This is a genomic window from Streptomyces sp. NBC_01235 (assembly GCF_035989285.1).
GTDB lineage: Bacteria > Actinomycetota > Actinomycetes > Streptomycetales > Streptomycetaceae > Streptomyces.
The window spans coordinates 8,317,696-8,344,025 of sequence record NZ_CP108513.1 but is presented as its reverse complement, the minus strand read 5'-3'; the positions used below and the strand labels follow the sequence as shown (position 1 = coordinate 8,344,025).

General features: G+C 71.0%; 22 protein-coding genes. 12 read left to right on the top strand and 10 right to left on the bottom strand.

The genetic code is table 11. From position 1 onward, the window contains the following. Nucleotides 1-108 precede the first annotated feature (108 nt). On the top strand, nt 109-1,722 hold the full coding sequence (locus OG289_RS37560; protein WP_327318470.1) for an alpha/beta hydrolase: 1,614 nt from the start codon (nt 109-111) through the stop codon (nt 1,720-1,722). 79 nt (nt 1,723-1,801) lie between these two features. Here the strand turns inward: OG289_RS37560 and hemQ are convergent, their stop codons facing one another. Together hemQ and hemG are read right to left on the bottom strand one after the other, a co-directional pair. Continuing rightward, on the bottom strand, nt 1,802-2,533 hold the full coding sequence (hemQ, locus tag OG289_RS37555; protein WP_327318469.1) for a hydrogen peroxide-dependent heme synthase: 732 nt from the start codon (nt 2,531-2,533) through the stop codon (nt 1,802-1,804). 5 nt (nt 2,534-2,538) lie between these two features. After that, complete coding sequence (gene hemG, locus OG289_RS37550; protein ID WP_327318468.1) at nt 2,539-3,996, bottom strand: protoporphyrinogen oxidase; 1,458 nt, start codon at nt 3,994-3,996, stop codon at nt 2,539-2,541. A 162-nt stretch (nt 3,997-4,158) separates the two neighbouring features. On the opposite strand from hemG, the gene OG289_RS37545 reads away from it, so the two are divergent. Further along, nucleotides 4,159-5,151: a DUF4349 domain-containing protein gene (locus OG289_RS37545; protein WP_327318467.1), complete on the top strand. Its 993-nt coding sequence runs from the start codon at nt 4,159-4,161 to the stop codon at nt 5,149-5,151. A 27-nt stretch (nt 5,152-5,178) separates the two neighbouring features. Beyond that, nucleotides 5,179-6,561, top strand: a complete 1,383-nt coding sequence (locus OG289_RS37540; protein ID WP_327318466.1) for an FAD-dependent oxidoreductase — start codon at nt 5,179-5,181, stop codon at nt 6,559-6,561. Nucleotides 6,562-6,673: 112 nt separating this feature from the next. Here OG289_RS37540 and OG289_RS37535 read toward each other — a convergent pair whose 3' ends face one another. After that, nucleotides 6,674-6,946, bottom strand: coding sequence for a hypothetical protein (locus OG289_RS37535; protein WP_327318465.1), 273 nt, complete (start codon nt 6,944-6,946; stop codon nt 6,674-6,676). Nucleotides 6,947-7,072: 126 nt separating this feature from the next. On the opposite strand from OG289_RS37535, the gene OG289_RS37530 reads away from it, so the two are divergent. Next, entirely contained in the window at nt 7,073-7,885 is an 813-nt protein-coding gene (locus OG289_RS37530; RefSeq protein ID WP_327318464.1) for a rhomboid family intramembrane serine protease, read from the top strand. Nucleotides 7,886-7,936: 51 nt separating this feature from the next. Here OG289_RS37530 and hemE read toward each other — a convergent pair whose 3' ends face one another. Next, nucleotides 7,937-9,004: a uroporphyrinogen decarboxylase gene (gene hemE, locus OG289_RS37525; RefSeq protein WP_327318463.1), complete on the bottom strand. Its 1,068-nt coding sequence runs from the start codon at nt 9,002-9,004 to the stop codon at nt 7,937-7,939. A 485-nt stretch (nt 9,005-9,489) separates the two neighbouring features. Here hemE and OG289_RS37520 point away from each other — a divergent pair, with 485 nt between their 5' ends. The 3 genes from OG289_RS37520 to OG289_RS37510 all read left to right on the top strand — a co-directional run bounded on the left by OG289_RS37520 (nt 9,490) and on the right by OG289_RS37510 (nt 12,496). Then, nucleotides 9,490-10,158 (top strand): DUF3000 domain-containing protein, encoded by a 669-nt coding sequence (locus tag OG289_RS37520; RefSeq protein WP_327318462.1) that lies wholly within the window; start codon nt 9,490-9,492, stop codon nt 10,156-10,158. A gap of 243 nt (nt 10,159-10,401) precedes the next feature. Continuing rightward, nucleotides 10,402-11,061 carry a helix-turn-helix transcriptional regulator gene (locus tag OG289_RS37515; RefSeq protein WP_327318461.1) on the top strand — a complete coding sequence of 220 codons (660 nt, stop codon included), beginning with the start codon at nt 10,402-10,404 and terminating at the stop codon, nt 11,059-11,061. Between the two features lie 145 nt (nt 11,062-11,206). Beyond that, nucleotides 11,207-12,496: a ribonuclease D gene (locus OG289_RS37510; protein ID WP_327318460.1), complete on the top strand. Its 1,290-nt coding sequence runs from the start codon at nt 11,207-11,209 to the stop codon at nt 12,494-12,496. A 53-nt stretch (nt 12,497-12,549) separates the two neighbouring features. On the opposite strand, the gene OG289_RS37505 is transcribed toward OG289_RS37510, so the two are convergent. From OG289_RS37505 to OG289_RS37495, 3 genes are read right to left on the bottom strand one after another with little or no spacing between them, the layout of a single operon-like run. Beyond that, complete coding sequence (locus OG289_RS37505) at nt 12,550-13,380, bottom strand: carbohydrate ABC transporter permease (RefSeq protein WP_327318459.1); 831 nt, start codon at nt 13,378-13,380, stop codon at nt 12,550-12,552. Beyond that, entirely contained in the window at nt 13,377-14,351 is a 975-nt protein-coding gene (locus tag OG289_RS37500) for a carbohydrate ABC transporter permease (RefSeq protein WP_327318458.1), read from the bottom strand. Before OG289_RS37500 ends, OG289_RS37505 begins: the two co-directional genes overlap by 4 nt. Then, nucleotides 14,351-15,670, bottom strand: a complete 1,320-nt coding sequence (locus OG289_RS37495; protein ID WP_327318457.1) for an ABC transporter substrate-binding protein — start codon at nt 15,668-15,670, stop codon at nt 14,351-14,353. Before OG289_RS37495 ends, OG289_RS37500 begins: the two co-directional genes overlap by 1 nt. Before the next feature lie 181 nt (nt 15,671-15,851). Here OG289_RS37495 and OG289_RS37490 point away from each other — a divergent pair, with 181 nt between their 5' ends. The 4 genes from OG289_RS37490 to OG289_RS37475 all read left to right on the top strand — a co-directional run bounded on the left by OG289_RS37490 (nt 15,852) and on the right by OG289_RS37475 (nt 22,849). After that, entirely contained in the window at nt 15,852-18,314 is a 2,463-nt protein-coding gene (locus OG289_RS37490; protein WP_327318456.1) for a glycoside hydrolase family 2 protein, read from the top strand. Then, nucleotides 18,311-19,348: a LacI family DNA-binding transcriptional regulator gene (locus OG289_RS37485; RefSeq protein WP_327318455.1), complete on the top strand. Its 1,038-nt coding sequence runs from the start codon at nt 18,311-18,313 to the stop codon at nt 19,346-19,348. The genes OG289_RS37490 and OG289_RS37485 overlap by 4 nt, the downstream gene beginning before the upstream one ends. Nucleotides 19,349-19,505: 157 nt before the next feature. Then, nucleotides 19,506-20,726, top strand: a complete 1,221-nt coding sequence (locus OG289_RS37480; protein ID WP_327318454.1) for a thiolase family protein — start codon at nt 19,506-19,508, stop codon at nt 20,724-20,726. Next, on the top strand, nt 20,723-22,849 hold the full coding sequence (locus OG289_RS37475; protein ID WP_327318453.1) for a 3-hydroxyacyl-CoA dehydrogenase NAD-binding domain-containing protein: 2,127 nt from the start codon (nt 20,723-20,725) through the stop codon (nt 22,847-22,849). The genes OG289_RS37480 and OG289_RS37475 overlap by 4 nt, the downstream gene beginning before the upstream one ends. 48 nt (nt 22,850-22,897) lie before the next feature. Here the strand turns inward: OG289_RS37475 and OG289_RS37470 are convergent, their stop codons facing one another. Beyond that, nucleotides 22,898-23,161, bottom strand: a complete 264-nt coding sequence (locus OG289_RS37470) for a hypothetical protein (protein ID WP_327318452.1) — start codon at nt 23,159-23,161, stop codon at nt 22,898-22,900. A 103-nt stretch (nt 23,162-23,264) separates the two neighbouring features. Continuing rightward, nucleotides 23,265-24,281, bottom strand: a complete 1,017-nt coding sequence (locus tag OG289_RS37465; RefSeq protein ID WP_327318451.1) for a hypothetical protein — start codon at nt 24,279-24,281, stop codon at nt 23,265-23,267. Nucleotides 24,282-24,361: 80 nt separating this feature from the next. Here OG289_RS37465 and OG289_RS37460 point away from each other — a divergent pair, with 80 nt between their 5' ends. Beyond that, nucleotides 24,362-24,757 carry an NTP pyrophosphohydrolase gene (locus OG289_RS37460; protein ID WP_327318450.1) on the top strand — a complete coding sequence of 132 codons (396 nt, stop codon included), beginning with the start codon at nt 24,362-24,364 and terminating at the stop codon, nt 24,755-24,757. Between the two features lie 43 nt (nt 24,758-24,800). Here OG289_RS37460 and OG289_RS37455 read toward each other — a convergent pair whose 3' ends face one another. Beyond that, complete coding sequence (locus tag OG289_RS37455) at nt 24,801-26,327, bottom strand: amino acid permease (protein WP_327318449.1); 1,527 nt, start codon at nt 26,325-26,327, stop codon at nt 24,801-24,803. Nucleotides 26,328-26,330: the final 3 nt, after the last annotated feature.

The following is a 26,330-nucleotide window of genomic DNA, read 5'->3' as shown; positions in this document are numbered from 1 at the left end:
GGGGCGCACAAGGGGCATTGGCGCCGACACCCGCCGGTGGTGCTTGCCTTCCCCCACGACCGAACCAAACATCCCTTTTGTCGCCACCGTGCACCGAAGGGACACCCGATGAGAGCCGCCGCCCTCCGTTCGGCCGCAGGAGCACTGCTGCTGACCGCACTCTCCGGCGTCCCGGCGGGCGGCGTCCCGGGCGCCCCCGGCCTGCCCGTCGCCGTCCCCGGCCGCTCCCTCGCTCCCGGTGTCGCGCTCGCCGCCGCGCGGGCCGCGGCCAGGGGCGTCGACTTCGGGAACTGCTCCGACGCGCAGGACCTGCCCGGCAGCATGCAGTGCGGCACGGTCGCCGTCCCGCTGGACTACGCCCGCCCGAACGGCAAGCAGGTCAACCTGACCGTCAGCCGGGTGCCGGCCACCCACCGGGATCCGCACAACAGCAAGCACCGGGTGCCCAGGCAGGGCGCGCTGGTCTTCAACCCGGGCGGTCCCGGCGGTTCCGGACTGTACTTCCCACTGATCGGGCTGCTGCCGGAGTGGAAGCGGATCGGGGCGGCCTACGACCTCGTCGGCTACGACCCGCGCGGGGTCGGCCGCTCGGCGCCCCTGTCCTGCCAGGATCCCAAACGTTTCTTCAAGGACGCCTCCCCCGCCCCGGTCCACCCCTCGGAGTCGTACAAACGCGAGCGCGTCGCGCAGGCGAAGGCGTACGCGCAGGGCTGCGCGAAGCGGGCGGGCAGCGCCCTGCGGCACTACAACTCGCTCAACAACGCCCGTGACCTGGACGTGCTGCGTGCCGCGCTGGGCGAGGAGCGGCTGACTTTCATGGGGGCGTCGTACGGCACCTATTTCGGCGCGCTCTACGCGACCCTGTTCCCCTCGCACGTGCGGCGCATGGTGTTCGACGCGGCCGTGAACCCGGACCCGGCGCAGATCTGGTATCGCAACAACCTCGACCAGTCGGCGGCGTTCGAGAGCCGCTGGACGGACTTCCGTGAGTGGATCGCCGAGCACGACGACGTGTACGGCCTCGGCGGCACGGCGGAGGCGGTGCTGACCAGCTACGAGCGGGCCCGGGCCCGGCTGGCCGCGGAGCCGGCGGGCGGGAAGGTGGGGCCGGGCCAGCTCCAGGGCGCGTTCCTGCAGGCCGGGTACTACGACGACTACTGGCCGGCCCGGGCGCAGGCGCTGTCCGAGTACCTGAAGGGCGATCCGAGGCAGCTGATCGCGCAGGCCGGACCGGTGCGGGAGGCCGCCGCCGAGGCGGAGAACGCCACGGCCGTGTACACGGCCGTGGAGTGCAACGACGCGTCCTGGCCGACGGACTGGAAGGTGTGGGACCGCGACAACACGCGACTCGCGCGCGTCGCGCCGTTCGAGACGTGGGACAACGTGTGGGCGAACCTGCCGTGCGCGTACTGGCCGACGGCCCGGCAGCAGCCGCTCGACGTGCGGACCGCGCCGGGCGAGCTGGCGCCGACGCTGATCCTGGCCGCCGAGCGGGACGCCGCCGCGCCGTACGCCGGCGCCTTGGAGATGCACCGGCGGCTGACGGGCTCGGTGCTGGTCACCGAGCGGGACTCCGGCACCCACGGCATCGCGGGCGGCCCGAACGCCTGCGTCAACGGCCACCTCGACGCGTACCTGCTGGAGGGCCGGCTCCCGGTGCGGCGCGCGGCGTGCGCACCGCATCCGGCGCCGAAGCCCAGCGCCCCGCGACAGGGGCGCTGAGGAACTGCGGGCGGTGGGCGCCGGTCGCGCCCACGCCGCGCAGCCGCACTTCGATACAGCCCCGCGCCCCTCGGTGGCGCTATGCCAGCCCTGCGACCAGTTCGGCCACGGACTTGCGGCGGCCCGTGTAGAACGGGACCTCCTCGCGGACGTGCATACGGGCTTCGGAGGCACGCAGGTGGCGCATGAGGTCGACGATGCGGTACAGCTCGTCGGCCTCGAAGGCCAGGATCCACTCGTAGTCGCCGAGCGAGAACGAGGCGACCGTGTTGGCGCGGACGTCCGGGTAGCCGCGGGCCATCTTGCCGTGGTCGGCGAGCATGCGGCGGCGGTCCTCGTCGGGCAGCAGGTACCAGTCGTAGGAGCGCACGAAGGGGTAGACGCTCACGTAGTCGCGGGGCGTCTCGTCGGCGAGGAACGCCGGGATGTGCGAGCGGTTGAACTCGGCGGGGCGGTGCAGCGCCATGTTCGACCAGACCGGCTCCAGGGCGCGGCCGAGCCTGGTGCGGCGGAAGAGGTTGTACGCCTCCTGGAGCTGGTCGGCGGTCTCGGCATGCCACCAGATCATGAGGTCGGCGTCGGCGCGCAGGCCGGAGACGTCGTACGTGCCGCGGATCGTCACGTCCTTCGCGGCGAGCTGGTCGAACAGCTCCTGGACTTCGTCGGCGTAGCCCGCGCGGTCCTCGGGGAGCACGTCCTTCAGCTTGAAGACGGACCACAGCGTGTAGCGGATGACCTCGTTGAGGTCCTTGGCCAGCTTGCCCTTGTTCGGGATCCTGCCGGCCTCGGTGGTGGGGGCGTCGTCACTCATGGTTCTTATTCTCCTGCTCCGCCGTGCAGACTCTGCACCGGGTTGGCCGTGAGTTCCCGGACGGCGCTCAGGTCGCCGCCGATCTGGTCCACCGCGGCGTACGCGCTCGCGATACAGGCCGGGATGCCGACGCCGTCGTACTGCGCGCCGCACACCGCGAGGCCCGGAAGCTTGGCCACGTGCTCGCGGATGCGGGCCACGCGCGCGTGGTGGCCGACCGGGTACTGGGGCAGGGCGTCCGTCCAGCGGGTGACGCGGGTCTCGAGGGGAATGGCCTCCAGGGCGGTGGCCTCGCGCAGGTCGCGCCGGGAGACGTCGACGAGATCGGCGTCGTCCCTCTGGAGGATCTCCGTCTCGCCGTGCCGCCCCACGGAGGTGCGCAGCACGACCGTGTCCGGGTCCTCGTCGGCGATCCAGCCCCACTTCTGGGAGGCGAAGGTGGACGCCTTGATGGTGCGGCCGTCGACGGGGGGGACGAGGAAACCGCTGCCGTCGGGCAGGGCGGTCCCGGTGCGCCGGTAGGCGAGGGTGACCAGCGCCATGGAGGCGTACTCCACCGTGCGCAGTTCGGCGGCGGCCTCCGGGGACTCGGCGGCCAGCAGTCCGGCGGCCGCCGGTGCGGGGACGGCGACGACCACGGCGTCGGCGTGCAGCACCCGCTCCCCCGCGGTGACCTCCCAGCCGCCCGCGGACTCGCGGCGCAGTCCGGTCACGGGCACGCGCGTGTGGATCTCCGCGCCGCGCGCCGCGACGGACTCGGCCACCGCGAGCGGCAGCATGCCGACGCCGCCCTCGATGCCCATGAACACGGGCCCGGTCTGCTGGTTGGCCGCCGCCTTGGCCTGGATCTCGCGGACGGCCTGCGTCAACGACGTGTGCGTCCGCGCCGCCTGGAAGAGCTGCGGGACGGCCGAGCGCATCGAGATCCGGTAGGCGTCACCGGCGTACACCCCGCCCAGCAGCGGCTCGATCAGGCGGTCGACGACCTCGCGGCCCAGGCGGGCGGCCACGTACTCGCCGACCGCCACGTCCTCCCCGATCTCCGTGCGGGGCAGGTCGGCGTCGCGCTCGATACGGGCGAGGCCCTCCTCGGACAACACGCCGGAGAGGGCGGCCGCGGTGCCGGGGACGCCCATGACGTGGCCCTTGGGCATGGGGCGCAGGGCGCCACGGGTCCAGATCGAGGCGGTGGCGGTGGCCGGCGGCTGGAGGCGGCCGGCGAGGCCCACCTCGCGCGCGAGGGCGACCGCCTCGGGCCGACGGGCCAGCATCGACTCGGCGCCGAAGTCCACGCGCACGCCGGCGATCTCGCCGGGCAGCAGCTTGCCGCCCACCCGGTCGGACGCCTCCAGCACCGTCACCCGCGCGCCGCGTTCCAGGAGCCGGTGGGCGGCGGCCAGCCCGGCGATTCCGGCTCCGATGACGACGACGTGCTGCCCCGTCCTTGTACCCGTTGCGCTCATGCTCCCCACTCTCTCAGACCCCACCGACACTCCCGCCAGGGCCATGTGGCCCTGACGAGTCCCGACCGTGACCTCTTCGGAACCGATCCCCGCCAACGTCCCGGGCCGCCCGGGCGTCGAAGGAGCGTCAGTCGTCACCACTTTCCGGGGGGGCACACCCACATGCGCACACGACGATCCGTACGACGCCCGGCACGAAGCTCTGTACGACGTTCCGCCCGACCCGCCCACGCCCTGGCCGGGCTCCTGCTGGCCACGGCCCTCGCGCTCACCGGATGCGGTGGCGCCGACGACGCGGGCGCGGGCAGCACGGCCGACGGGGCCGCCGCCAAAGAGGCCGGCTCCGGGGACGCGGGTGCCGCCCAGGACGCCAAGGAGGGCGCGGGCGCGAGCGGCTCGAAGGCCACCACCGCACCGAAGCTCACCGCCAACCGCATCATCCGCACCGCCACCCTGACCGTGCAGGTCAAGGACGTGCCGAAGGCCCTCGACGAAGCCCGCGCGACCACCGAGAACGCGGGCGGCTACGTCGGTGACGAGACGACCGTCCGGGACGAGGACGGCGCCGAGCGGACCAAGGTCGTGCTGCGGGTGCCCGTCGAGAAGTACGACGACGTCCTCGCCGCCCTCCAGGGGGCGGGCAAGCTCCTGGAGCGCACGGCCAAGGCCCAGGACGTCACCGACCAGGTCGTCGACGTCGACAGCCGCATCGCCTCGCAGCGCGCCAGCGTCGCCCGGGTCCGCGAGCTGATGGACCGGGCCACCCAGCTGAGCGACGTGGTCACCCTGGAGGGCGAGTTGAGCAGCCGGGAGGCCGACCTGGAGGCGCTGCTCGCCCAGCAGGCGTCCCTGAAGGACCGCACGAGCCTGGCGACCGTCACCCTGACCCTCTCTCAGAAGCCGGTCGCCCTGGCCGCCGAGGACGACGACCCGGGGTTCGTGGACGCGCTGGCGGGCGGCTGGGACGCCTTCGTGACGATGCTGCGCTGGATCGCCGTGGCGTTCGGCGCGGTCCTGCCGTTCCTCGCGGTGGCCGTCCTGCTCGTGCTGGCGTGGCTGCGGCTGGTGCGGCCGCGGGCGGCACGGGTGAGCGCGGTCGGGACCAGCGGGGCGGGAACGGGCGAGCCGGCTGCGGGCGAGCCTGAGCAGGACTGAACAGCGAGTCCCCCGTAGCGTGTTCGCATGAGCATCGAGCGACTGGTCGTGATCGGCGGCGACGCCGCGGGCATGTCCGCGGCGTCCCAGGCCCGCCGTCGGAAGGGGCCCGGAGAACTGGAGATCGTCGCCTTCGAACGCGGCCACTTCACGTCCTTCTCGGCGTGCGGGATCCCCTACTGGGTGGGCGGTGACGTCACCGGGCGGGACGACCTGATCGCCCGCACGCCCGAGGAGCACCGCGCGCGCGGGATCGACCTGCGGCTGCGCACCGAGGTCACCGAGATCGACGTGGCCGGACGGCGGGTACGCGCGCGTGACGTGGATTCCGGGGCGCCGTCCTGGACGTCGTACGACAAGCTCGTCATCGCGACCGGGGCGCGCCCGATCCGGCCGGACATGCCGGGGGTGGACGCCCCGGGCGTGCACGGGGTGCAGACGCTGGACGACGGGCAGGCGCTGCTGGACACGCTGGCACGCGCGCGCGGGAAGCGGGCCGTGGTCGTCGGGGCCGGCTACATCGGCGTGGAGATGGCCGAGGCGCTCATCAACCGCGGCTACGAGGTGACGGTCGTCAACCGGGGCAGCGAGCCGATGTCGACCCTCGACCCGGACATGGGTCGGCTGGTGCACAGGGCCATGGAGGGCATGGGCATCACCATGGTGAACGACGCCGAGGTCACCGAAGTGCGCACGGCCGAGGACGGCCATGTGCGGGCTGTGGTGACCAAGGACGCCGAGTACCCGGCGGACGTGGTGGTGCTGGGCATCGGGGTCCGCCCGGAGACCGCGCTGGCGAAGGCCGCGGGTCTGCCCCTGGGCACGCACGGGGGGCTGCTCACGGACCTCGCGATGCGGGTGCGCGGGCCCCGCGCCGACGGGACGATCTGGGCCGGGGGTGACTGCGTCGAGGTCTTCGACCTGGTCTCCGGCCAGGAACGCCACATCGCGCTCGGCACCCATGCCAACAAGCACGGCCAGGTCATCGGAACCAACGTCGGAGGCGGTTATGCCACGTTTCCCGGCGTGGTCGGCACGGCCGTCAGCAAGGTCTGCGACCTGGAGATCGCCCGCACGGGCCTGCGGGAGAAGGACGCGCGCCGGGTCGGCCTCCAGTTCGAAACGGTCACCATCGAGTCCACCAGCCGCGCCGGCTACTACCCGGGCGCCTCCCCCATGACGGTCAAGATGCTCGCCGAGCGACGGACGGGCCGTCTGCTGGGCGTGCAGATCGTCGGGAGGGAGGGCGCGGGAAAGCGCGTCGACATCGCGGCGGTGGCCCTGACGGCCGGGATGACGGTGGAACAGATGACAACCCTGGACCTGGGGTACGCGCCACCGTTCTCACCGGTGTGGGATCCCGTACTGGTAGCGGCGAGAAAAGCGGTGGCGAAGGTACGACATCGCTAGGCCGACGGGGGGCTGCCGACGTCTGCCGACCTGGGGGCGCGGGGCCGAGCCGATGTGCGGCTCCGCCGCGTGGGCGCGACCAGCCACAGTCGACCCGCACCCCGCAACGCTCCTAAGCGGTCCCGCTGAGCCTCGGCAAAGCAGAAACCGCGGCCGGGGCCGCCGGCTGCTCCGCCGGCTTCGCATGCGCCGCAGCCGCCGGCCGCGTCCGCAACCGGTTGCTGACAGCCTCGTCCAACGTCACCGGCCGCTGCATCTGCGAAGCGAGCCGCCCGGCCTCCTGGCCGAGCCGCGCCACGTCCTCCCAGGGCAGCTTGATCACCAGCGAGATCTCCGCCTCGCCGTCGGGCGTGGCGTGCATCGGAGGAGTAACTCGGTCGTTCATCGCCTGTTCCTCACGTAGTCCCCGCGACCCGCCTTCCTTCGTGCCGCGAGCGGTTGCCGGTTCATACGCGCCCGCACGAAGGCGCGTTCACCGATTCGTCGAACGGATCGGGGGCAGTACTTCCTTGTGGTCATCCCCGTCCATGACGTGAACCCTGTGCGCCGCACCCCCGTGGTGACATACGCGCTGATCGCAGCGAACGTCTTCGTCTTCTGGTTCATGCCCGGCCTGTCCGGCTCCGTGGCGGGCGACAGCAGCCTGGCGCAGACGTGCCATCTGCATGCCTTCCTGGAGCACTACGCTGCCGTACCGAGCGAGTTGATCCACCATCAGCTGCCGCAGCTCGTCCCCACCGGCGAGACACGCGGCGCGGCCTGTCAGCTGGGCCCGCCGGATTACGACAAGTCGCCGGCGCTGAGCGTCCTCACCGCGATGTTCCTGCACGGCGGCTGGCTGCACCTGCTGGGCAACATGCTGTTTCTGCTGATCTTCGGAAACAACATCGAGGACCGCATGGGGCACGTCCGCTTCGCGCTCTTCTACGTCGCCTGCGGCTACGCGGCGTCGTACGGTTTCGCTGTCATCAACGCCGACTCGACCGACCCGCTGATCGGCGCGTCGGGGGCGATCGCGGGAGTGCTCGGCGCCTATCTGGTGCTGTATCCGAAGGCCAGGGTGTGGGTGCTCGTCCCGTTCCTGGTGTTTCTGCCACTGCGCCTGCCGGCCTGGCTGGTGCTGGGCTTCTGGTTCGTTCTGCAGGCGGTGTACTCATCGGGCGAGGGAGTCTCCGACGCGGGCGCCGTGGCGTACGCGGCGCATGTCGTAGGTTTCCTCGCGGGCATGCTGCTGGCCTGGCCGCTCAAGCCGGGGACACCCCCGCCGCCGGAGCCGCGCGGCCTGCTGTTCGGCAGGCGGGCCCGGCCCCGGCACACGTGGTGAACGCTTTCTTCCGAGGTTTCCGGCTCTCGACCCATGCGGCCGGCCGGGCGGCTATCGAGCCGTCTGCGTGTGGACGTACTCGACCAGGCGGGTCAGGGCATCCGGGTCGGTGGACGGCATGACGCCGTGGCCGAGGTTGAAGACGTGGCCCTCCAGGCCGGCGGCGGCGTCGAGGACCTCGCGGGTCTTGGCCTCGACGGCCTCGGTGCCGGCGAAGAGGACGGTCGGGTCGAGGTTGCCCTGGAGCGCCTTGCCGGGGCCGACCCGGCGGACGGCCTCGTCGAGCGGGACGCGCCAGTCGACGCCGACCACGTCCGCACCGGCCTCGCCCATGAGCTTCAGCAGCTCGCCGGTGCCCACGCCGAAGTGGATGCGCGGGACGCCGTAGCCCTCGACCGCGCGGAAGACCTTCGCGGAGGCGGGCAGCACCGAGCGGCGGTAGTCCGCGGGGGCCAGCGCGCCGGCCCAGGAGTCGAAGAGCTGGACGGCGCTCGCGCCCGCCTCGATCTGCACCTTCAGGAAGGCGGCCGTGATCTCCGCGAGGCGGTCCAGCAGGTCGGCCCAGAGCTCGGGGTCGCCGTACATCATCGCCTTGGCGTTCTCGTACGTGCGCGACGGGCCGCCCTCGACGAGGTAGCTCGCGAGGGTGAAGGGAGCGCCCGCGAAACCGATGAGGGGGGTGCCGCCGAGCTCGGCCGTGAGCAGGCCGATGGCCTCGGTGACGTAGGAGACGTCCTCGGGAGCGAGGTCGCGCAGCTGGGCGAGGTCGGCGCGGGTGCGGATCGGCTTCTCGACGACCGGGCCGACGCCGGGCTTGATGTCGAGGTCGACGCCGATGGCCTTGAGCGGGACGACGATGTCGCTGAAGTAGATCGCCGCGTCCACGTCGTGCCGACGCACCGGCTGAAGGGTGATCTCGGTGACCAGCTCGGGCCGCATGCAGGACTCGAGCATCCCGACGCCCTCGCGGACCTTGCGGTACTCCGGAAGCGAGCGCCCGGCCTGCCGCATGAACCACACCGGCGTGTGCGGTACGGGCTCACGCCTGCACGCCTTCAGGAAGGCACTGTCGTACGTCGCTGTCGGCTGCCGGCCCTCAGGGCTCTCGTTCGCGCTCACGACGGCAAGTCTCGCACGGCCCCGGAGACGCCGAGGCCGCCCCCTGCCGCGCCTCAGCCACACCGCCCCCATGCCTCGGTCGCGCCTCAGCCGCACCGCCACCACGCCGACGCCGCGCCTCCGCCATGCCTGCGCCGCGCCTCAGCCGCACCGCCACCATGCCTGCGCCGCGCCTCAGCCGCACCGCCACCATGCCGACGCCGCGCCTCAGCCATGCCTCGGTCGCGCCTCAGCCGCACCGCCACCACGCCGACGCCGTGCCTCCGCCATGCCTCCGCCGCGCCTCAGCTGCACCGCCACCATGCCGACGCCGTGCCTCCGCCGCGCCTCGGCCATGTCTCGGCGGTGCCTCCGGCCGATGCCTGTGCCGTGTGCCTCCGGTGTGCGCGGCCCGTGCGCCTGTTCGCCCAGCGCGCACCCGTCCGCGAGCCCCGCACGGGTGTCTTGCCCTGCGCGAGGCCCCCGTTCCCTTTAATCTTCCCCGCATGGCTGCGGCTCAGGGACGACTGTCGGACGGCGCTGGCGGGATGGATGACGCGAACGAGGGGGACCGGGATGGGAGTACATCGGCTCCGTTGCCCTTCCGGGCCGCCGTCGACGCACTGAGGGCGACGCGGCTGCGGCCGCAGATCGAGGTCGAGCCGACACCGGCCCCGAAGCGGCTCGCCCCGTTCGCGTACGCGCTGGAGGCGACGGTCGTGGACGGCGAGCAGGACCTGGCCGACGGACGGCTGGTGCTGCTGCACGACCCGGCCGGGCACGACGCCTGGCGCGGAACGTTCCGGCTGGTGACCCTGGTCCGGGCGGAACTGGAGCCGGAGATGGCCGCCGACCCGCTGCTGCCGGACGTCTGCTGGTCGTGGCTGACCGGCGCGCTCCAGGCGCGCGGGCTGACGTACGGCGAGCCGAGCGGGACCGTCACGCGCGCGAGTTCGCACTACTTCGGCGGGCTGGCGGAGCGCCCGGCGGCCTCACAGATCGAGATCCGGGCCTCGTGGACGCCGCGCGAGGGCCTGGGCGGAGTACCGGACACAGGGGCGCATCTGGCGTCCTGGTGCGATCTGCTGGCGCAGGTGGCGGGGCTGCCGCCGGCCGGCCCCGGGGACGCGTCGGTGGTGACACTGCCACAGCGCAGGGGGCCGCAGTCACGTTGACCATCTCTTTGTCGATACGACCATTTTCGGTCCCGTAAGACACCCACTTAAACCGACTCGATCTTCGGATGATCGATCGCGTGTCCGAATTGCACAGATTGTTACTCACTAGATCGTGATCATTCTCTAAAGGACCCCGGGTTCGCTGCCGAAGACGACTGTGACCTTGAAAGCACGGTTCGTCCCCGGCTTCATCCCCACAAGCCCCACGAGCCGGCTCCCGTCCCCCACCCAGGAGGCCTGGTGTCCGTTCTCCTCGAGCAGCCCGCAAGCCTGGTCGCCTACCGCCCGAACAAGCCCACCGCCATGGTGGTCGTGGCCGACCCGCGCGTCCGCTCCACCGTCACCCGTCACCTCTGGGCGCTCGGTGTGCGCGATGTCATCGAGGCCTCGTCCATCGCGGAGGCTCGTCCCCGCATCGGCAACCCCCGTGACATCTGCGTCGCCGACGTCCATCTGCCCGACGGCTCCGGCCTCACCCTTTTGTCGGAGACCCGCGCCGCGGGCTGGCCCAACGGGCTCGCCCTCTCCGCCGCCGACGACATCGGCGCCGTGCGCAACGCCCTCGCGGGCGGGGTCAAGGGCTACGTCGTCACCGGCACCCGCACCAACCTCGGGCTCCCCGCCCGACCCGGTGTTGCCCCCATCGGCTCCGCCGCCCGCCTGCACCGCCGCCCCCCGGGTGCCCCGAGTCACCCGGGCGGCTACCGCGAGCTCTCCGGCCGTGAGGTCGAGGTGCTGCGACTGGTCGCGGAGGGCCAGTCGAACAAGGCGATCGGCGTCTCGATGGGCCTGTCGGCGCTGACCGTCAAGAGCCACCTCGCCCGCATCGCCCGCAAGCTCGGCACGGGCGACCGCGCCGGGATGGTCGCGGTGGCCCTGCGGACCGGCATCATCCACTGAGCGACCGGCAGCACCACACAAACCCCACGAGCCGGCTCCCGTCACCCCCATTCATTCACCGACCTGACTGGTTTACGACCCCCCGGCGCCCGCCGACGGAACGTTCCGTCGGCGGGCGCCGTCCATACACGGATACCCTTGACAGGTGACCGACGCCCAAGAAACCGCAGCAGCCAGTTCACTGCGAACCACCGGAGGCGCCCCTCCGGACGACGGCGGATCTACTGCTTCCGGGGCGCCGACACCTCTGCTCGAACCACGCGAGGGCATCCCTCCCGTGATCGCCGACGACGCCTCCCTCGCCGAGGTGATCGCCGCCTTCGCCGCCGGCTCCGGCCCCGTCGCCGTCGACGCCGAGCGGGCCTCCGGCTATCGCTACGGACAGCGCGCCTATCTGGTGCAGCTGCGTCGCGAGGGCGCCGGCAGCGCGTTGATCGACCCCGTCGCCTGCCCCGATCTCTCCGCACTCGGCGACGCGCTCTCCGACGCCGAGTGGGTCCTGCACGCGGCCACCCAGGACCTGCCGTGTCTGCGCGAGATAGGCATGGTGCCGACGCGGCTGTTCGACACCGAGCTGGCCGGACGGCTCGCCGGGTTCCCGCGGGTCGGCCTCGGCGCGATGGTCGAGGGTGTGCTGGGCTTCGTCCTCGAGAAGGGCCACTCCGCGGTGGACTGGTCGACGAGGCCGCTGCCCGAGCCCTGGCTGCGGTACGCGGCCCTCGACGTCGAGCTCCTGGTCGACCTGCGCGACGCGCTGGAGAAGGAGCTGGACCGGCAGGGCAAGCTGGAGTGGGCCCGCCAGGAGTTCGACGCGATCGCGTCCGCCCCGCCGCCCGAGCCGCGCAAGGACCCCTGGCGTCGTACGTCCGGGATGCACAAGGTGCGCCGGCGGCGGCAGCTGGGTGTCGTGCGGGAGCTGTGGGAGACACGGGACCGGATCGCGCAGCGGCGGGACGTGTCGCCGGGCAAGGTGCTGTCGGACGCGGCCATCGTGGAGGCCTCGCTCGCTCTTCCGGTGAACGTGCACGCGCTGGCCGCGCTGAACGGGTTCGGGCACCGGATGGGACGACGGCAGCTTGAGCAGTGGCAGGCGGCGGTCGACCGGGCGAAGGCGTTGAGCGAGTCGCTGCTGCCGCAGCCGGGGCAGCAGGTGGCGGGGCCTCCGCCGCCGCGGGCCTGGGCCGACAAGGACCCGGCGGCCGCCGCGCGGCTCAGTGCGGCCAGGTCGGCCGTGTCGGCGTTGGCCGAGGAGTTGGCCATGCCCCAGGAGAACCTCATCGCTCCGGACGCGGTGCGGCGGGTCTGCTGGGAGCCGCCGAAGCCGCTGGACCAGGAAACGGTGACGGCAGCGCTTGCCGCGTACGGGGCGCGTCCTTGGCAGGTGGAGCAGGTCGCGCCTGTGCTTGTCGCCGCGCTGTCGGGTCAGGATGCCTAGCCGCCGTAGAACCTTCCGTCGTACGGCGGCCGCGGAACCCGTATCGCAAGCGGCTACCTCGTCGCTCCCCTCATGAAACCGTTGTAGATGTATTTCTGGAGGGCCAGGAAGACGATCAGTGTCGGCAGGATGACCAGGACCGCTCCTGCCGAGATCGTTTCCCAGTGGGCGGCGTAGGGGCCCTTGAAGCGGAACAGAGACGTCGAGATCACGCCAAGATCTTGTGAGGGCATGTAGAGGAAGGGGATGTAGAAGTCGTTGTAGACGGCTATCCCCTTCACGATCACGACCGTCGCGATCGCGGGTTTCAGCAACGGAAAGATGATCTTTCGGTAGATCGTGAAGGCGTTGGCGCCGTCGAGGCGGGCGGCCTCGTCCAGGGAGATCGGGATCGAGCGCACGAACTGCAGGAAGATGTAGATCGAGACGATGTCCGTGCCCATGTAGAGGGCGATCGGGGCCCAGCGGGTGTCGAACATTCCGAGGCTGTGGACGATCTGGAAGGTGGCCACCTGGGTGGTCACCCCGGGAACCAGCGCGGCGACCAGAAAAAGGGCGATCACCAGTTTCCGGAAACGGAAGGTGAACCGGTCGATCGCGTACGCCGTCATCGAACCGATCAGGACCGTTCCACCGACGGAGACGACAAGGATGAAGGCGGTGTTTCCGAACGCCGTGAGCATCCCGCCGTCCTGGAACGCGGTCACGTAGTTGTGGAAGTTCAGCGGGTCGTGCGGGAGCGTGAGCGCCCCGCCGCCGTTCGCCGTCTCGTTCTCGGTCTTCAGGGACGTCAGGAGTACGACGCCCAGCGGGAGCAGGACGATCAGCGTCGCGGCGATCAGCGACAGGTACACGAGGGTGCGGGCAACGGCTCGGCGTGTCATACGAGGTCCACCCTGTCGTCGGGGACGAGACGTCGCTGCACCCAGGTCACCAGCAGGATGATCAGCAGCAGCACGACGGCCGCCGCCGAGGCGAGCCCCGTCTTGTTGAACTGGAAGGCCAGCTTCACGGTCTGGATCACGAAGGTCTCGGTGCCGGTCGCCCCGCCGGTCATGATGTACGGGATCTCGAAGGCCGAGAGGGAGCCGGAGACGGACAGGATCACCGTCAGGGTCAGTACCGGCTTGATGCCGGGCAGGATGATGTAGCGGAACTGGTGCCAGCGGCCGGCGCCGTCCAGTTCGGCCGCCTCGTACAGCTCCCCCGGGATGGACTGGATCGCACCGAGGAACAGGACGAAGTTCATGCCGAGGTAGCGCCAGATCGAGACGCCGGCGAGGGAGACGTTGGCCGAGGTCGGTGTGCCCAGCCAAGCGTGGTCGGTGTGGTAGCCGAAAAGGCCGAGGACCGTGTCGAGGGTGCCTCGGTCCTGGAAGAAGTAGAGGAAGACGAAACCGATTGCGACGCCGTTGACCAGGGACGGGAAGAAGAGCACGCCCTTGAAGAAGTTCCGGAAACGGATGTTGAAACTCAGGATCGTCGCGAAGTAGAGCGCGGCGACGATCTGGATCACGGAGGCGGCCAGGTAGTAACCGCTCACCCAGAAGACCTGGAAGAGGTCCTCTCTGGTGAAGATCTCCGTGTAGTTCTCGGCGCCCGTGTAGTGCAGTTCGGGGCTCACGCCGTCCCAGTCGGTGAAGCTGTAGGCGACCATGTTGGCGATCGGCGCGTAGGTGAAGGTGATCAGCAGGGCGAGCGGGGCGAGCAGGAACAGCCAGGGGGTCAGCAGCCGCCAGGTGCGCGCCCGGCGCGGGGCCGGTGCGGGGGCGGCGCGCTTCGAGGCCGGAGCCGTGGCCTCGAAGGGCGCCTTCTCCGTACCGTGCGTGGGGGTGTGCGTGTGCGCGTGCGTCATCAGTGGCCCACGTTCGCTTGCGTCCCGGTCCACTTCTTGCCGAGGCCCCCGAGGAAGTCGTCCAGGCTGCCCTTCTTGGCGCCGCGCGCGAGGTCGACCAGGTCCTGGCGGTACTCGGGCTTGTAGATGCCGACCTCGGACTCGTCGTCGATCAGCTTGACCTTCGCGCCCGCGGCGTCGTCCAGCTCGATGAGCTTGACGCCCGCCTCCTCGTACGGCTTCAGCACCTCGGGCATGGCCGCGTCCTTGAGCGGGGAGATCGCCAGGTTGTCCTTGTCGTAGCCGGACTTGTCGGTGAACCAGTCGATCCAGGCGCGGGCCGCCTCCTTGTGCGGGGAGTGGACGTTGACGGCCTGGTTGTAGTCGGGGCCGACGGTCGCGCAGAAGGTGCCGTCCGTCTGGGCGGGAAACGGCATGAAACCGATGTCGTCGGGGTTCACGCCGGCCTTCTTCGCCGCGTCCTGGAACTGGATGATCGCCCAGGTGCCGAGCCACTGGGTGGCGATCTCGCCCTTGGCCGTGCGGGGCTTGGACTCCTCCCAGTTGCTGGTCGTCGGGTCCTTCTCGGCGAGGCCCTGCTTCACGATGTCGTACAGCAGCGTGTCCCCGACGCGCAGGTCGGAACCCTCGGCCCAGGGGTCGCCCTCGGCGAGTTTCGTGGTCGCCTGCGGGTCGCAGTGGACCGAGCCGTCGACGTACGTCCACGAGGTCAGCGGCCATTGCGCGGCGAAGTTGGTGTAGTAGGGGATCGCGTCGGTCTTCGCCTTGATCGCCTTCAGGTCGGCGAGGAACTCGGCCGCGGTGGTGGGCCATTCGGTGACCCCGGCCTGCTTCCAGACCCGCTTGTTGTAGACGAAGCCGGGCATCACGCCGACCGGGCTCTGGCCGTAGACCTTGCCGTCGACGGTGGTGAAGTCGGTGAAACGGTACTTCTTGCTGCGTTCGGCGGCGGTGCCGAGGGAGGCGAAGAACTTCGGGTAGTCGTCCTTCTTGATGACCGCGGGGATCAGCAGGACGTCGCCGTAGTCGTCCGTGTTCATCCGGATCTTGATCTCGGCCTCGTAGTTGGTGAGGGCCTGGAACTCCACCTTGACCTTCGGATAGGTCTTGTTGAACTCGGCGGCGTACTTCTTCATCGTGCCGTCCTGCACGAGGTCGGTCCGTACGGTGAGGACCGTGATGGTTCCGCTGACCTGGGACGGGTCGTCGGGTGCCTTGGCGTCAGCGCCCTTCGCACTGCCTCCGGTACCGGTGCAGCCCGGGAGCAGCAGGGCGGCTCCCGCGACCGTGGCGAGGACCTGGACTGTACGGCGGTTCATGTGCATCACTTCCGTTCTCGGGAGGTTCACGGGACGGACGAGCACTTGCGGGGTGGTCGAACACGAGCGGGTTGGCTGATTCGGCACTCTGACAGCGCTTTCTCAACCGGTAAAGTCCCATTCCCGCCAACGATGAAGAAGTGGCGCTCAGTTATGGGCTTGACCGGTTTAGGGAGTGCGCATGCTGGAGGCCTCACCGCTCGACGACGGATGGCAACTGCGGCACGAGGGGAAGGCGCTCCCGGCCGTGGTGCCGGGCTGTGTGCACACCGATCTGCTCGCCGCCGGGGTGATCCCGGACCCGTTCCTCGGTAGGGGGGAGAGCGAGGTCGCGTGGGTGGGGCGGCGCGAGTGGACGTACGAGAGGGAGCTGTCGGCACCGCCGTCCGGGCACGAGCAGACCGACCTGGTCTTCGACGGACTCGACACGGTCGCCGAGATCACGCTGAACGGTCAACTCCTGGGCCAGGTACGGAACATGCACCGCTCGTACCGTTTCGACGTGACGGGGCTCGGCGGCCCGCTGAGCGTCCGGTTCGTCTCGGCCTACGCCGAGGCGGAGGCCGTGCGCGGGAAGGTCGGCGAGCGGCCGGCCGCCTACACCGAGCCGTACCAGTACGTGCGCAAGATGGCCTGCTCGTTCGGCTGGGACTGGGGGCCCACCCTGGTGACGGCCGGGATCTGGCGGCCGGTGCGGGTGGAGCGCTGGTCGACGGCCCGGCTGGCCCGGGTACGCCCGCTGGTGACCGTCGAACAGGGCGTCGGCATCGTCGAGTTGCACGTGGACGTGGAGCGGACCCGGGTGGAGGCCGGGCTCACCCTTCAGGCCCGGGTGGGGGGAGCGCGGGCGCGGGCCGAGGTGACGGGGACCAGCGGCGTCGTACGGGTGGAGGTGCCGGACGCGGAGCTCTGGTGGCCGCGCGGATACGGCGACCAGGCGCTGTACGACGTCGAGTTGACGCTGCATCACGGGAACGCTCCGCTCGACGTCTGGCGGCGACGCGTCGGTTTCCGCAGCGTCGAGCTGGACACCTCCGCCGACGCGCACGGGTCCGGCTTCACCCTGGTCGTCAACGGGGAGCGCCTCTTCGCGCGGGGCGTCAACTGGATCCCGGACGACGTGTTTCCCTCCCGGGTGACCCGGGAGCGTTACCGGAAGCGGTTGCGACAGGCGGCCGACGCCGGGGTCGACCTGGTCCGGGTCTGGGGCGGCGGGATCTACGAGAGCGAGGACTTCTACGACGCCTGTGACGAGCTGGGCCTGCTGGTGTGGCAGGACTTTCCGTTCGCGTGCGCGGCCTACCCGGAGGAGCAGCCACTGCGGGGCGAGGTGGAGGCGGAGGCCCGCGAGAACGTCGTACGGCTGATGCCGCATCCGTCGCTGGTGTTGTGGAACGGGAACAACGAGAACCTGTGGGGCTTCAGGGACTGGGGGTGGGAGGAGCGGCTCGGCGGGGACTCCTGGGGGGAGGGGTACTACCTGGGTGTACTCCCCCGTGTCGTGGGCGAGTTGGATCCGACACGGCCGTACACGGCGGGGAGTCCGTGGTCGGGGTCGTGGGAGCACCATCCGAACGACCCCGCGCACGGGACGCACCACTCGTGGGAGGTGTGGAACCGGGAGGACTACGCCGAGTACCGGAGCGAAGTTCCGCGGTTCGTCGCGGAGTTCGGCTGGCAGGCGCCGCCCGCCCATGCGACCCTGCGACGGGCGCTGCCGGGTGAGGAGCTCGCGGCGGACTCCCCCGGCATGCTGCACCACCAGAAGGCGGAGGACGGCAACGGCAAGCTGGAGCGCGGGCTCGCCCGCCACTTCGCCGTGCCGGAGGGGGACTTCGACCGGTGGCACTACCTCACGCAGGTCAACCAGGCGCGGGCGGTCGCGACGGGGATCGAGCACTGGCGGTCGCACTGGCCGGTGTGCGCGGGCACGATTCTCTGGCAGCTCAACGACTGCTGGCCGGTGACGTCCTGGGCGGCGGTCGACGGGGACGGGCGGGAGAAACCGCTGTACCACGAGTTGCGGCGGCTGTACGCGGACCGGCTGATCACGCTTCAAGTGCGCGGTGGGGGGCTGGCGTTGGCCGCTGTCAACCAGTCCGCCGAGCGGTGGACGGGCACGTTGTCGTTGCGGCGGGTGTCGGTGGCTGGGGAGGTGGTCGCGGCGTCGAGCGTGGAACTGGTGGTCGGCGCGCGGGCGGTGGGTGAGGTGCGGGTACCGGTGGAGCTGGAGCCGGCCGGGGCGAAGGAGTTCCTGGTGGCCGACGCATGGGGGTCCCCCCGCTCATGGGGGTCCCCCCGCTCGAGCGAAGCCGAGAGTGGGGGAGAAACCGAGAGTGGGGGAGAAGCCGAGAGTGGGGGAGGACTGCGGGCCGTGCACTTTCCGGTGCCGGACCGTGAAATCCCTTATCCGCCACCCGAGTTCGAGGTGGGCGTGACTCCGGGGGCCGTCACGGTCACGGCCCACACCCTGGTACGGGATCTGCTGCTCCAGGCCGACCGGCTGGGCCCGGAGGCGCGGGCCGACCGGGGGCTTGTGACGTTGCTTCCCGGGGAGCGGGTGACCATCGGGGTCGAGGGCTGGGAGACTCCGGACGCCGCCGCCGCCCGGGCCGCGCTGTACTGCCAGGAGCCCGCTCGATGACAGCGTCCCCGTCGCCTCGCGTCACCATCAAGGACGTCGCCGCGCGCGCCGGCGTGTCCAAGGGGGCCGTGTCGCTCGCCTTCAACCGCAAGCCGGGGCTGGCGGAGGCGACCCGGGACCGGATCTTCGCGGCGGCGCGGGAGCTGGGCTGGGAACCGAACCTCACGGCCCGGTCGCTGTCGAGCTCGCGCGTGGACGTGGTGGGTCTCGCGATCTGCCGGCCGGCGCGGATGCTGGGTCTGGAACCGTTCTACATGGAGTTCGTCTCCGGCGTGGAGAGTGTGCTGACCGAACACTCCTGCTCGCTGCTGCTGCGGCTGGTGCGCAACGTCGAGGAGGAGGTGGGGCTCCACGAGTCGTGGTGGCGGGGCAGGCAGATCGGCGGGTCGATCCTGGTGGACTTCCGGGCCGACGATCCCCGGGTGGCGGCGGCCGAGCGGCTGGGGATACCGGTGGTCGCGGTGGGGCATCCCTCACTCACCGGGAATCTGACGTCCGTGTGGACCGACGACGCGACGGCGGTGACGGAGGCGGTGCGGTATCTCGCGGCGCTCGGGCACCGGCGGATCGCGCGGGTCGGGGGCGCGGCCGCGCTCGGCCACACCGTGATGCGGACGGCGGCCTTCGACGCGGCGGCGCGGAGTCTGGGGCTGGCCGGGGCCTGGCAGGTCGCCACGGACTACTCCGGGGAGGCGGGGGCGCGGGCGACCCGGTCGATGCTGACCGCCGCTCCGCCGGACCGGCCGACGGCAATCGTTTACGACAACGACATCATGGCCGTGGCCGGGCTGGCGGTGGCGGCCGAGATGGGGCTCGGGGTGCCGGGCGACGTCTCCCTCCTCGCCTGGGACGACTCCCAGCTGTGCCGGCTCACCCACCCGACACTCTCCGCGATGAGCCATGACGTGCACGGATTCGGCGCGGAGGCGGCACGAACGCTGTTCGGGGTGATCACGGGGACGGGTCCGGGATCGCATCCGGTGCCGACTCCGGTGCTGACGCCACGGGGGTCGACGGCGCCGCCGCGAGGCTGAGCCCGGGGTGACCGCGGACGCGTCCCGGGTGTGACCTTCGCCGCTTGGCCCTCCCGGACTGGGCAGCTACGTTACCGATAAGTAGCATGGGTCCTGAGCGCGCGCTCAGCGCTTGCGTGTCGCAGCAGTGCCATCCCGCACCTGGAGGAGAGCCATCGTGCCTCGTACCGTCAGGGACGTCGTCTTCGTAGACGGCGTCCGTACCCCGTTCGGCAAGGCGGGCCCGAAGGGCATCTACCACGAGACCCGCGCCGACGACCTCGTCGTGAAGGCGATCCGGGAGCTGCTGCGCCGCAACCCCGGTCTCGACCCCAAGAAGATCGACGAGGTCGCCATCGCCGCGACCACGCAGATCGGCGACCAGGGCCTGACCCTCGGCCGCACCGCCGGCATCCTGGCCGGTCTGCCGACCTCCGTGCCCGGTTACTCCATCGACCGCATGTGCGCGGGCGCCCTGACGGCCGTCACGTCGGTCGCCGGCTCCGTCGCCTTCGGCGCCTACGACATCGCCATCGCCGGTGGTGTCGAGCACATGGGCCGCCACCCGATGGGCGAGGGCGTGGACCCCAACCCGCGGTTCGTCAGCGAGAAGCTGGTCGACGAGTCCGCCCTGTTCATGGGCATGACCGCGGAGAACCTGCACGACCGCTACCCGCAGATCACCAAGCAGCGCGCCGACGAGTACGCCGTGCGCTCGCAGGAGAAGGCCGCCAAGGCGTACGCCAACGGCAAGATCCAGGCCGACCTGGTGCCGATCTCGGTGCGCCGCACCAACGCGGAGGCCGGTGAGACGGGCTGGGGCCTGGTCACCGCCGACGAGCCGATGCGCCCGGGAACGACGCTGGAAAACCTTTCCGGTCTCAAGACCCCGTTCCGTGTCCACGGCCGGGTGACCGCCGGTAACGCGGCCGGTCTGAACGATGGCGCAACCGCTTCCCTGATCGCGTCCGAGGACTTCGCGCGCGAGAACAACCTGCCGGTCAAGATGCGCCTGGTCGCGTACTCCTTCGCGGGTGTCGAGCCGGAGGTCATGGGTTACGGCCCGATCCCGGCCACGGAGAAGGCCCTCGCTCAGGCGGGTCTGTCCATCTCCGACATCGGTCTCTTCGAGATCAACGAGGCCTTCGCCGTCCAGGTCCTGGCCTTCCTCGAGCACTACGGCATCGCGGACGACGACGAGCGCGTCAACCAGTACGGCGGCGCGATCGCTTTCGGTCACCCGCTGGCCTCCTCCGGCGTCCGGCTGATGACGCAGCTGGCCCGCCAGTTCGAGGAGCAGCCGAACGTCCGCTACGGCCTGACCACCATGTGCGTCGGCTTCGGCATGGGCGCGACGGTCATCTGGGAGAACCCGCACTTCGACGGAGGCGACAAGTGAGCACCACCGAACTCCTGAAGCGGGCGGCCGAGTTGTTCCCGGACGAGGTCGTCACCCAGGCGCACGTACGCCACCTGGACCTGCCGTTCGGCGCGGGGCGCTTCGCCCTGATCACGCTGGACAACGGTTTCGACCACACCAAGCCGACCACCTTCGGGCCGCAGTCCCTCGCGAACCTAGACATCGCGATCGCCCAGGTCGAGAAGGAGGCCGAGGCCGGCGAGATCGTCGGTGTCGGCGTCACCGGAAAGCCGTTCATCTTCGCGGTCGGCGCGGACCTCAAGGGCGTCGAGCTCCTCAAGGAGCACCAGGACGCGCTCGCCATCGGCAAGGGCGGCCACGAGGTCTTCAAGCGCCTCGCGGGCCTCGCGGTCCCGACCTTCGCGTACTACAACGGCGCGGCGATGGGCGGCGGCGTCGAGGTCGGTCTGCACTGCAAGTACCGCACCGTTTCGAAGGCGCTTCCCGCGTTCTCCCTCCCCGAGGTCTTCCTCGGCCTGGTTCCCGGCTGGGGCGGCTGCACGCTGCTGCCGAACCTGATCGGCGCCGACAAGGCCGTCTCGGTGATCATCGAGAACTCGCTCAACCAGAACAAGCAGCTGGGGGGGCAGCAGGTCTTCGACCTCGGCATCGCCGACGCTCTCTTCGAGGGCGCGGACTTCCTGGAGCAGTCGCTGATCTGGACGGCGAACGTCCTCAAGGGCGACGTCGAGGTCGAGCGTCCGGTGATCGACCGCGGTGAGGCCTGGGACCAGGCCGTCGCGCGCGGCCGGTTCGTCGCGGACGGCAAGGTGCACGGGGCGGCCCCGGCCGCGTACCGCGCGCTGGACATCATCGCCGCCGCGAAGAACGGCGACCTGCAGCAGGGCTACGACGCCGAGGACCTCGCCCTCGCCGACCTGATCATGGGTGGCGAACTGCGCTCCGGCATCTACGCGTTCAACCTGGTGCAGAAGCGCGGCAAGCGCCCGGCGGGTGCCCCGGACAAGAACCTGGCCCGCCCGGTCACCAAGGTCGGCGTCGTGGGCGCGGGCCTGATGGCCTCGCAGCTCGCGCTGCTCTTCCTGCGTCGTCTGGAGGTCCCGGTCGTCCTCACGGACATCGACCAGGAGCGCGTCGACAAGGGTGTGGGCTACGTCCACGCCGAGATCGAGAAGCTGCTCGGCAAGGGCCGGATCAACCAGGACAAGGCCAACCGTCTGAAGGCCCTGGTCACCGGTGTGCTGGACAAGGCCGAGGGCTTCTCCGACGCCGACTTCGTCATCGAGGCCGTCTTCGAGGAGATCGGCGTCAAGCAGCAGGTGTTCGCGGAGGTCGAGGCGGTCGCCCCGGCGCACGCGATCCTCGCCACCAACACCTCGTCGCTCTCGGTCACCGAGATGGCGTCGAAGCTGAAGAACCCCGAGCGGGTCGTGGGCTTCCACTTCTTCAACCCGGTCGCGATCCTGCCGCTGCTGGAGATCGTGCGGGGCGAGCAGACCGACGACGCGTCGCTCGCGACCGCGTTCGCCGTCGCCAAGAAGCTGAAGAAGACCGCGGTCCTGGTGAAGGACGCCCCGGCGTTCGTCGTGAACCGCATTCTGACCCGTTTCATGGGCGAGGTGCAGAACGTCATCGACGAGGGCACCTCGGTCGAGGTGGCGGAAAAGGCGGTGGAACCGCTCGGCCTGCCGATGTCCCCGCTGGTCCTGCTGGAGCTGGTCGGTCCGGCGATCGGCCTGCATGTCTCGGAAACGCTCAACCGGGCGTTCCCGGACCGTTTCACGGTCTCCCCGAACCTCGCGGCCGTCGTCAAGGCGGGCAAGCGCGGCTTCTACGTCTACGACAGCGGCAAGCCCGAGCTGGACCCCGAGGTCGCCGCGCTCCTGAAGCAGGGCGACACCGCCCTGACCGAGGAGCAGGTGCGGGCACGCGTCCTGGACGCGGTGGCGCAGGAGATCGGGCTCATGCTCGACGAGGGTGTCGTCGCCGAGGCGCAGGACATCGACCTCTGCCTGATCACGGGCGCCGGCTGGCCCTTCCACCTGGGCGGTATCACGCCGTACCTGGACCGTGAGGGTGTTTCCGAGCGCGTGAACGGCAAGAAGTTCCTGGCGCCGGGCGTGGCGTCGGTTCCGGCGTAACCGTTCGAACGGGAAGAGGGCCTCCGCCTGCCGGGCGGAGGCCCTCCTTCATTCAGCGTGATCGTGCCGCTGCCCCCCTTCCAATACAGGGCGCCGTTCTGGGCGAACAGAGAGCCTTGGCCGGTGCAGGGCAGGCGCGTCGGTCGGCACCTTGGTCATGTCCGCGAGCCACGCCGCACCCTCGATGAGCAGTGCGGCCGGGGAGTCGGACCGCTGGACCACGTGCAGCCGGGCCTCGGGTGTGTCCCCCCGGCCGACGCCGACGCCGGTACGGCCGCTCCCCTTGACCACGAAGTCGTTCTTCGAGGTCACGCTGAGCGTCGAGGCGTCGCCCGAGGTGGCCGCGCGGTTGCTGGTGAGCGTTTACTCGCTCGTCGACGTGCTCCAGAAGTTGGCGGGCGCGGCGCCTCCTGCGTCACACCGTCTGCCAGGCCGTCATGGCCAGGCCCGGCTCGTCCTTGCGGCGGGTGAGCTGGAGGCGGCCGGTCGACGGGGACAGGGTCGCGGCGACCACCCGGTCCTCGTGGTCCTTCGCGAGCGCCACCACGGCGTCGGCGGGCAGTTGGGGGCCGGACTCGGCCCACCAGGCGCCGGCCGACTCCCGTTCGGTGGGACAGGCGGCGAAGGCGACGCGGCCGCTCGCGGAGCGCTGGGCGAGCAACGTGCAGTCGTGGCCCTCGAGTTCGGTGCGGATCGCGGCGACCGGGCCGGGTCCCGCGGCGGCGAGCACGGCGACGGGCTCGGTGCCGGGGCGCCAGGCGCACACGTCGCCGGAGTCGTCGGTGTAGAAGAGGGTGGTGTGTTCCGGGGAGGTGGCCAGCGCCCGGAGTGTGCCCGGCCGGACCGGCGTCTCGAGGGGCTCCTGGAGCACCGGCTGGGTGCCCGGCGCGTCCTGCCGCCAGTACAGGATTCCGCCGGACACGGCCGCGTACGCCTCGACGCACCCGGACTCCGCGGTCACCGCGACCGGCGGCCCCTCGACGCCCTGCCCCTTGAGGTCGCGCCAGGGGTCCCAGCCGCCCTTCTCCTTCTGGGCGACCATGCACAGTCCCGTGCCGATGTTGCGGACGAACACGTGCGCGCGCCCCTGGGCGTCCACGGCGACGGCGGGCGTGCCGGTGCGCTCGCCCTTCTTGTTGGGGTGGCCGATGGGTGCCCAGTCCAGGGCGGAGAGCAGCGGCCGGAAGTGCGTGGAGTGCACCAGGCCCGCCTCGCCCCGCACGGTGGGCCGCCAGGAGGCCAGATGGGCGTAGCCGTCGGCGCCGTGGCCGACGGCGGGCACCGGCTGCACCTGCTGGTCGCCGCCCACCGTGCGTGGGGCTTCCCAGGGCCCGCCGGGGGTCCGCTCCGCCCGGCACAGGACCGCGTCGTCCGACATCAGATAGACGCCCAGCCGCCCATCGCGGCCACGTATGAGCCAGTCGCCGTTCACCGGATCACTTTATGTCGGGGCCTGTGCGACCACTCCGTGCGGGTCCTGCCCGCGGGACCGTCCGTGCGACCCTGGGGTCCATGGACGGTTCCCCGGACGGCTCCCATGACGACGCCACCGCGCTGCTCGTGATCGTCGACGGCGCGAACGTCGTCGGGTCGGTGCCCGACGGGTGGTGGCGGGACCGGCGGGGCGCCGCGGAGCGGCTGCGCGACCGGCTGGCCGCCGACGGGCTGCCGGGGCACTCCGGGCCCGCGGAGATCGTCCTCGTCGTCGAGGGATCGGCCCGCGGGGTGGAGCCGGTGCCCGGCGTACGCGTGGAGGCGGCGCCCGGCAGTGGCGACGACCGTATCGTCGAGCTGGTCGCCGAGGCCGGCGAGCGCCCGCGCCTGGTCGTCACGGCCGACCGCGAGCTGCGCCGCCGGGTGACGGAACTGGGCGCGGACGTCACGGGCCCGCGCTCGGTCCGGGGCTGAGCACCGCCCCGGGGCCCGGCACCGCCCTGAGCCCCCGTGTCCCCTACGGGGTGTCCCCGCGTCCCGGCGCCGGAGGCGCCTGCCCCGGCGTTGCCTGCCGCTCCTGTCCGAGACGGCTGTGGGAGCGGCCGTAGAGGAAGTACACGAAGAACCCGATGACCATCCAGATGCCGAACCGCAGCCAGGTCTCGGCGGGCAGGTTCAGCATCAGCCACAGCGAGGCACACACCGACAGGATCGGGACGACCGGCACCCACGGGGTGCGGAAGGCACGGTGCAGGTCGGGGCGCGACCTGCGCAGGAGGAGCACGCCGATCGCGACGACGATGAAGGCGAACAGGGTGCCGATGTTCACCAGCTCGGCCAGCTCGCTGAGGCTGGTGAAGCCGGCCAGGATCGCGATCAGCACGCCGAGCAGGATGGTCGGCCGGTGCGGGGTCTTGAACCGCGGGTGGACGTGGGAGAAGAAGCGCGGCAGCAGTCCGTCCCGGCTCATGGCGAAGAAGACCCGGGTCTGGCCGAGGAGCAGGATCATGCAGACCGTCGTCAGGCCGACGGCGGCGCCGAAGCTGATGAAGCCCGCGAACCAGGGGTGCCCGGTGGCCTTGAAGGCGTCGGCGAGCGGGGCGCTGACGGACAGCTTGGTGTAGTGCTCCATCCCGGTGACGACGATCGACACGGCGACGTACAGGACCGTGCAGATGACGAGGGAGCCGAGGATGCCGCGGGGCATGTCGCGCTGCGGGTTCCTGGTCTCCTCGGCGGCCGTGGCGACGACGTCGAAGCCGATGAAGGCGAAGAAGACGACGGAGGCGGCGGTGAAGATGCCCATCACGCCGAAGTTGGAGGGGGCCCAGCCGAACATCAGCTGGATGAGCGGGGACTGGAGGCTGTTGCCCGCCTCGACGGCCTGCGCCTTCGGGATGAACGGGTCGTAGTTCTCGCCGTGGATGAAGAAGGCGCCCGCGATGATCACGGTCAGGACGACGGTCACCTTGATGGCGACCACGACGGTGGTGACCCGCGCGGAGAGCTTCGTGCCGACGACGAGGATGGCGGTCAGCACCAGGACGAGGGCGGCGGCGAGGATGTCGAAGCCGAAGCCGTCGGCTCCCTCTCTTCCGCTGAGGGCCGCGGGCAGGTGCCAGCCCGCGTTGTCGAGCAGCGAGGCGATGTAGCCGGACCAGCCGACCGCCACCACGGCCGTGCCGAGCGCGAACTCCAGGACCAGGTCCCAGCCGATGATCCAGGCGGGCAGTTCACCGAGGGAGGCGTACGAGAAGGTGTACGCGGAGCCCGCCACCGGGACGGTGGAGGCGAACTCGGCGTAGCAGAGCGCGGCGAGCGCGCAGGCCACCCCGGCCGCGACGAAGGCCAGGGCGACGGCGGGACCGGCGTTGTTCTTGGCCACCGTGCCGGTCAGGACGAAGATGCCGGTGCCGATGATGACGCCGACGCCGAAGACGGTCAGATCGAGCGCGGACAAGGATTTCTTGAGCGCGTGCTCGGGTTCCTCGGTATCGAGGATGGACTGCTCGACCTTCTTCGTCCGGAAGAGGGTGCTGCTCACGGG

Coding starts and splice junctions, on each gene's coding strand:
- OG289_RS37540 (WP_327318466.1), top strand. CDS start 5,179: ATGAGCATCGAGCGACTGGTCGTGATCGGCGGCGACGCCGCGGGCATG.
- OG289_RS37460 (WP_327318450.1), top strand. CDS start 24,362: ATGGACGGTTCCCCGGACGGCTCCCATGACGACGCCACCGCGCTGCTC.
- hemQ (WP_327318469.1), bottom strand. CDS start 2,533: ATGAGTGACGACGCCCCCACCACCGAGGCCGGCAGGATCCCGAACAAG.
- OG289_RS37490 (WP_327318456.1), top strand. CDS start 15,852: ATGCTGGAGGCCTCACCGCTCGACGACGGATGGCAACTGCGGCACGAG.
- OG289_RS37545 (WP_327318467.1), top strand. CDS start 4,159: ATGCGCACACGACGATCCGTACGACGCCCGGCACGAAGCTCTGTACGA.
- OG289_RS37535 (WP_327318465.1), bottom strand. CDS start 6,946: ATGAACGACCGAGTTACTCCTCCGATGCACGCCACGCCCGACGGCGAG.
- OG289_RS37485 (WP_327318455.1), top strand. CDS start 18,311: ATGACAGCGTCCCCGTCGCCTCGCGTCACCATCAAGGACGTCGCCGCG.
- OG289_RS37560 (WP_327318470.1), top strand. CDS start 109: ATGAGAGCCGCCGCCCTCCGTTCGGCCGCAGGAGCACTGCTGCTGACC.
- OG289_RS37495 (WP_327318457.1), bottom strand. CDS start 15,670: ATGAACCGCCGTACAGTCCAGGTCCTCGCCACGGTCGCGGGAGCCGCC.
- OG289_RS37520 (WP_327318462.1), top strand. CDS start 9,490: ATGGCTGCGGCTCAGGGACGACTGTCGGACGGCGCTGGCGGGATGGAT.
- OG289_RS37500 (WP_327318458.1), bottom strand. CDS start 14,351: ATGACGCACGCGCACACGCACACCCCCACGCACGGTACGGAGAAGGCG.
- OG289_RS37505 (WP_327318459.1), bottom strand. CDS start 13,380: ATGACACGCCGAGCCGTTGCCCGCACCCTCGTGTACCTGTCGCTGATC.
- hemG (WP_327318468.1), bottom strand. CDS start 3,996: ATGAGCGCAACGGGTACAAGGACGGGGCAGCACGTCGTCGTCATCGGA.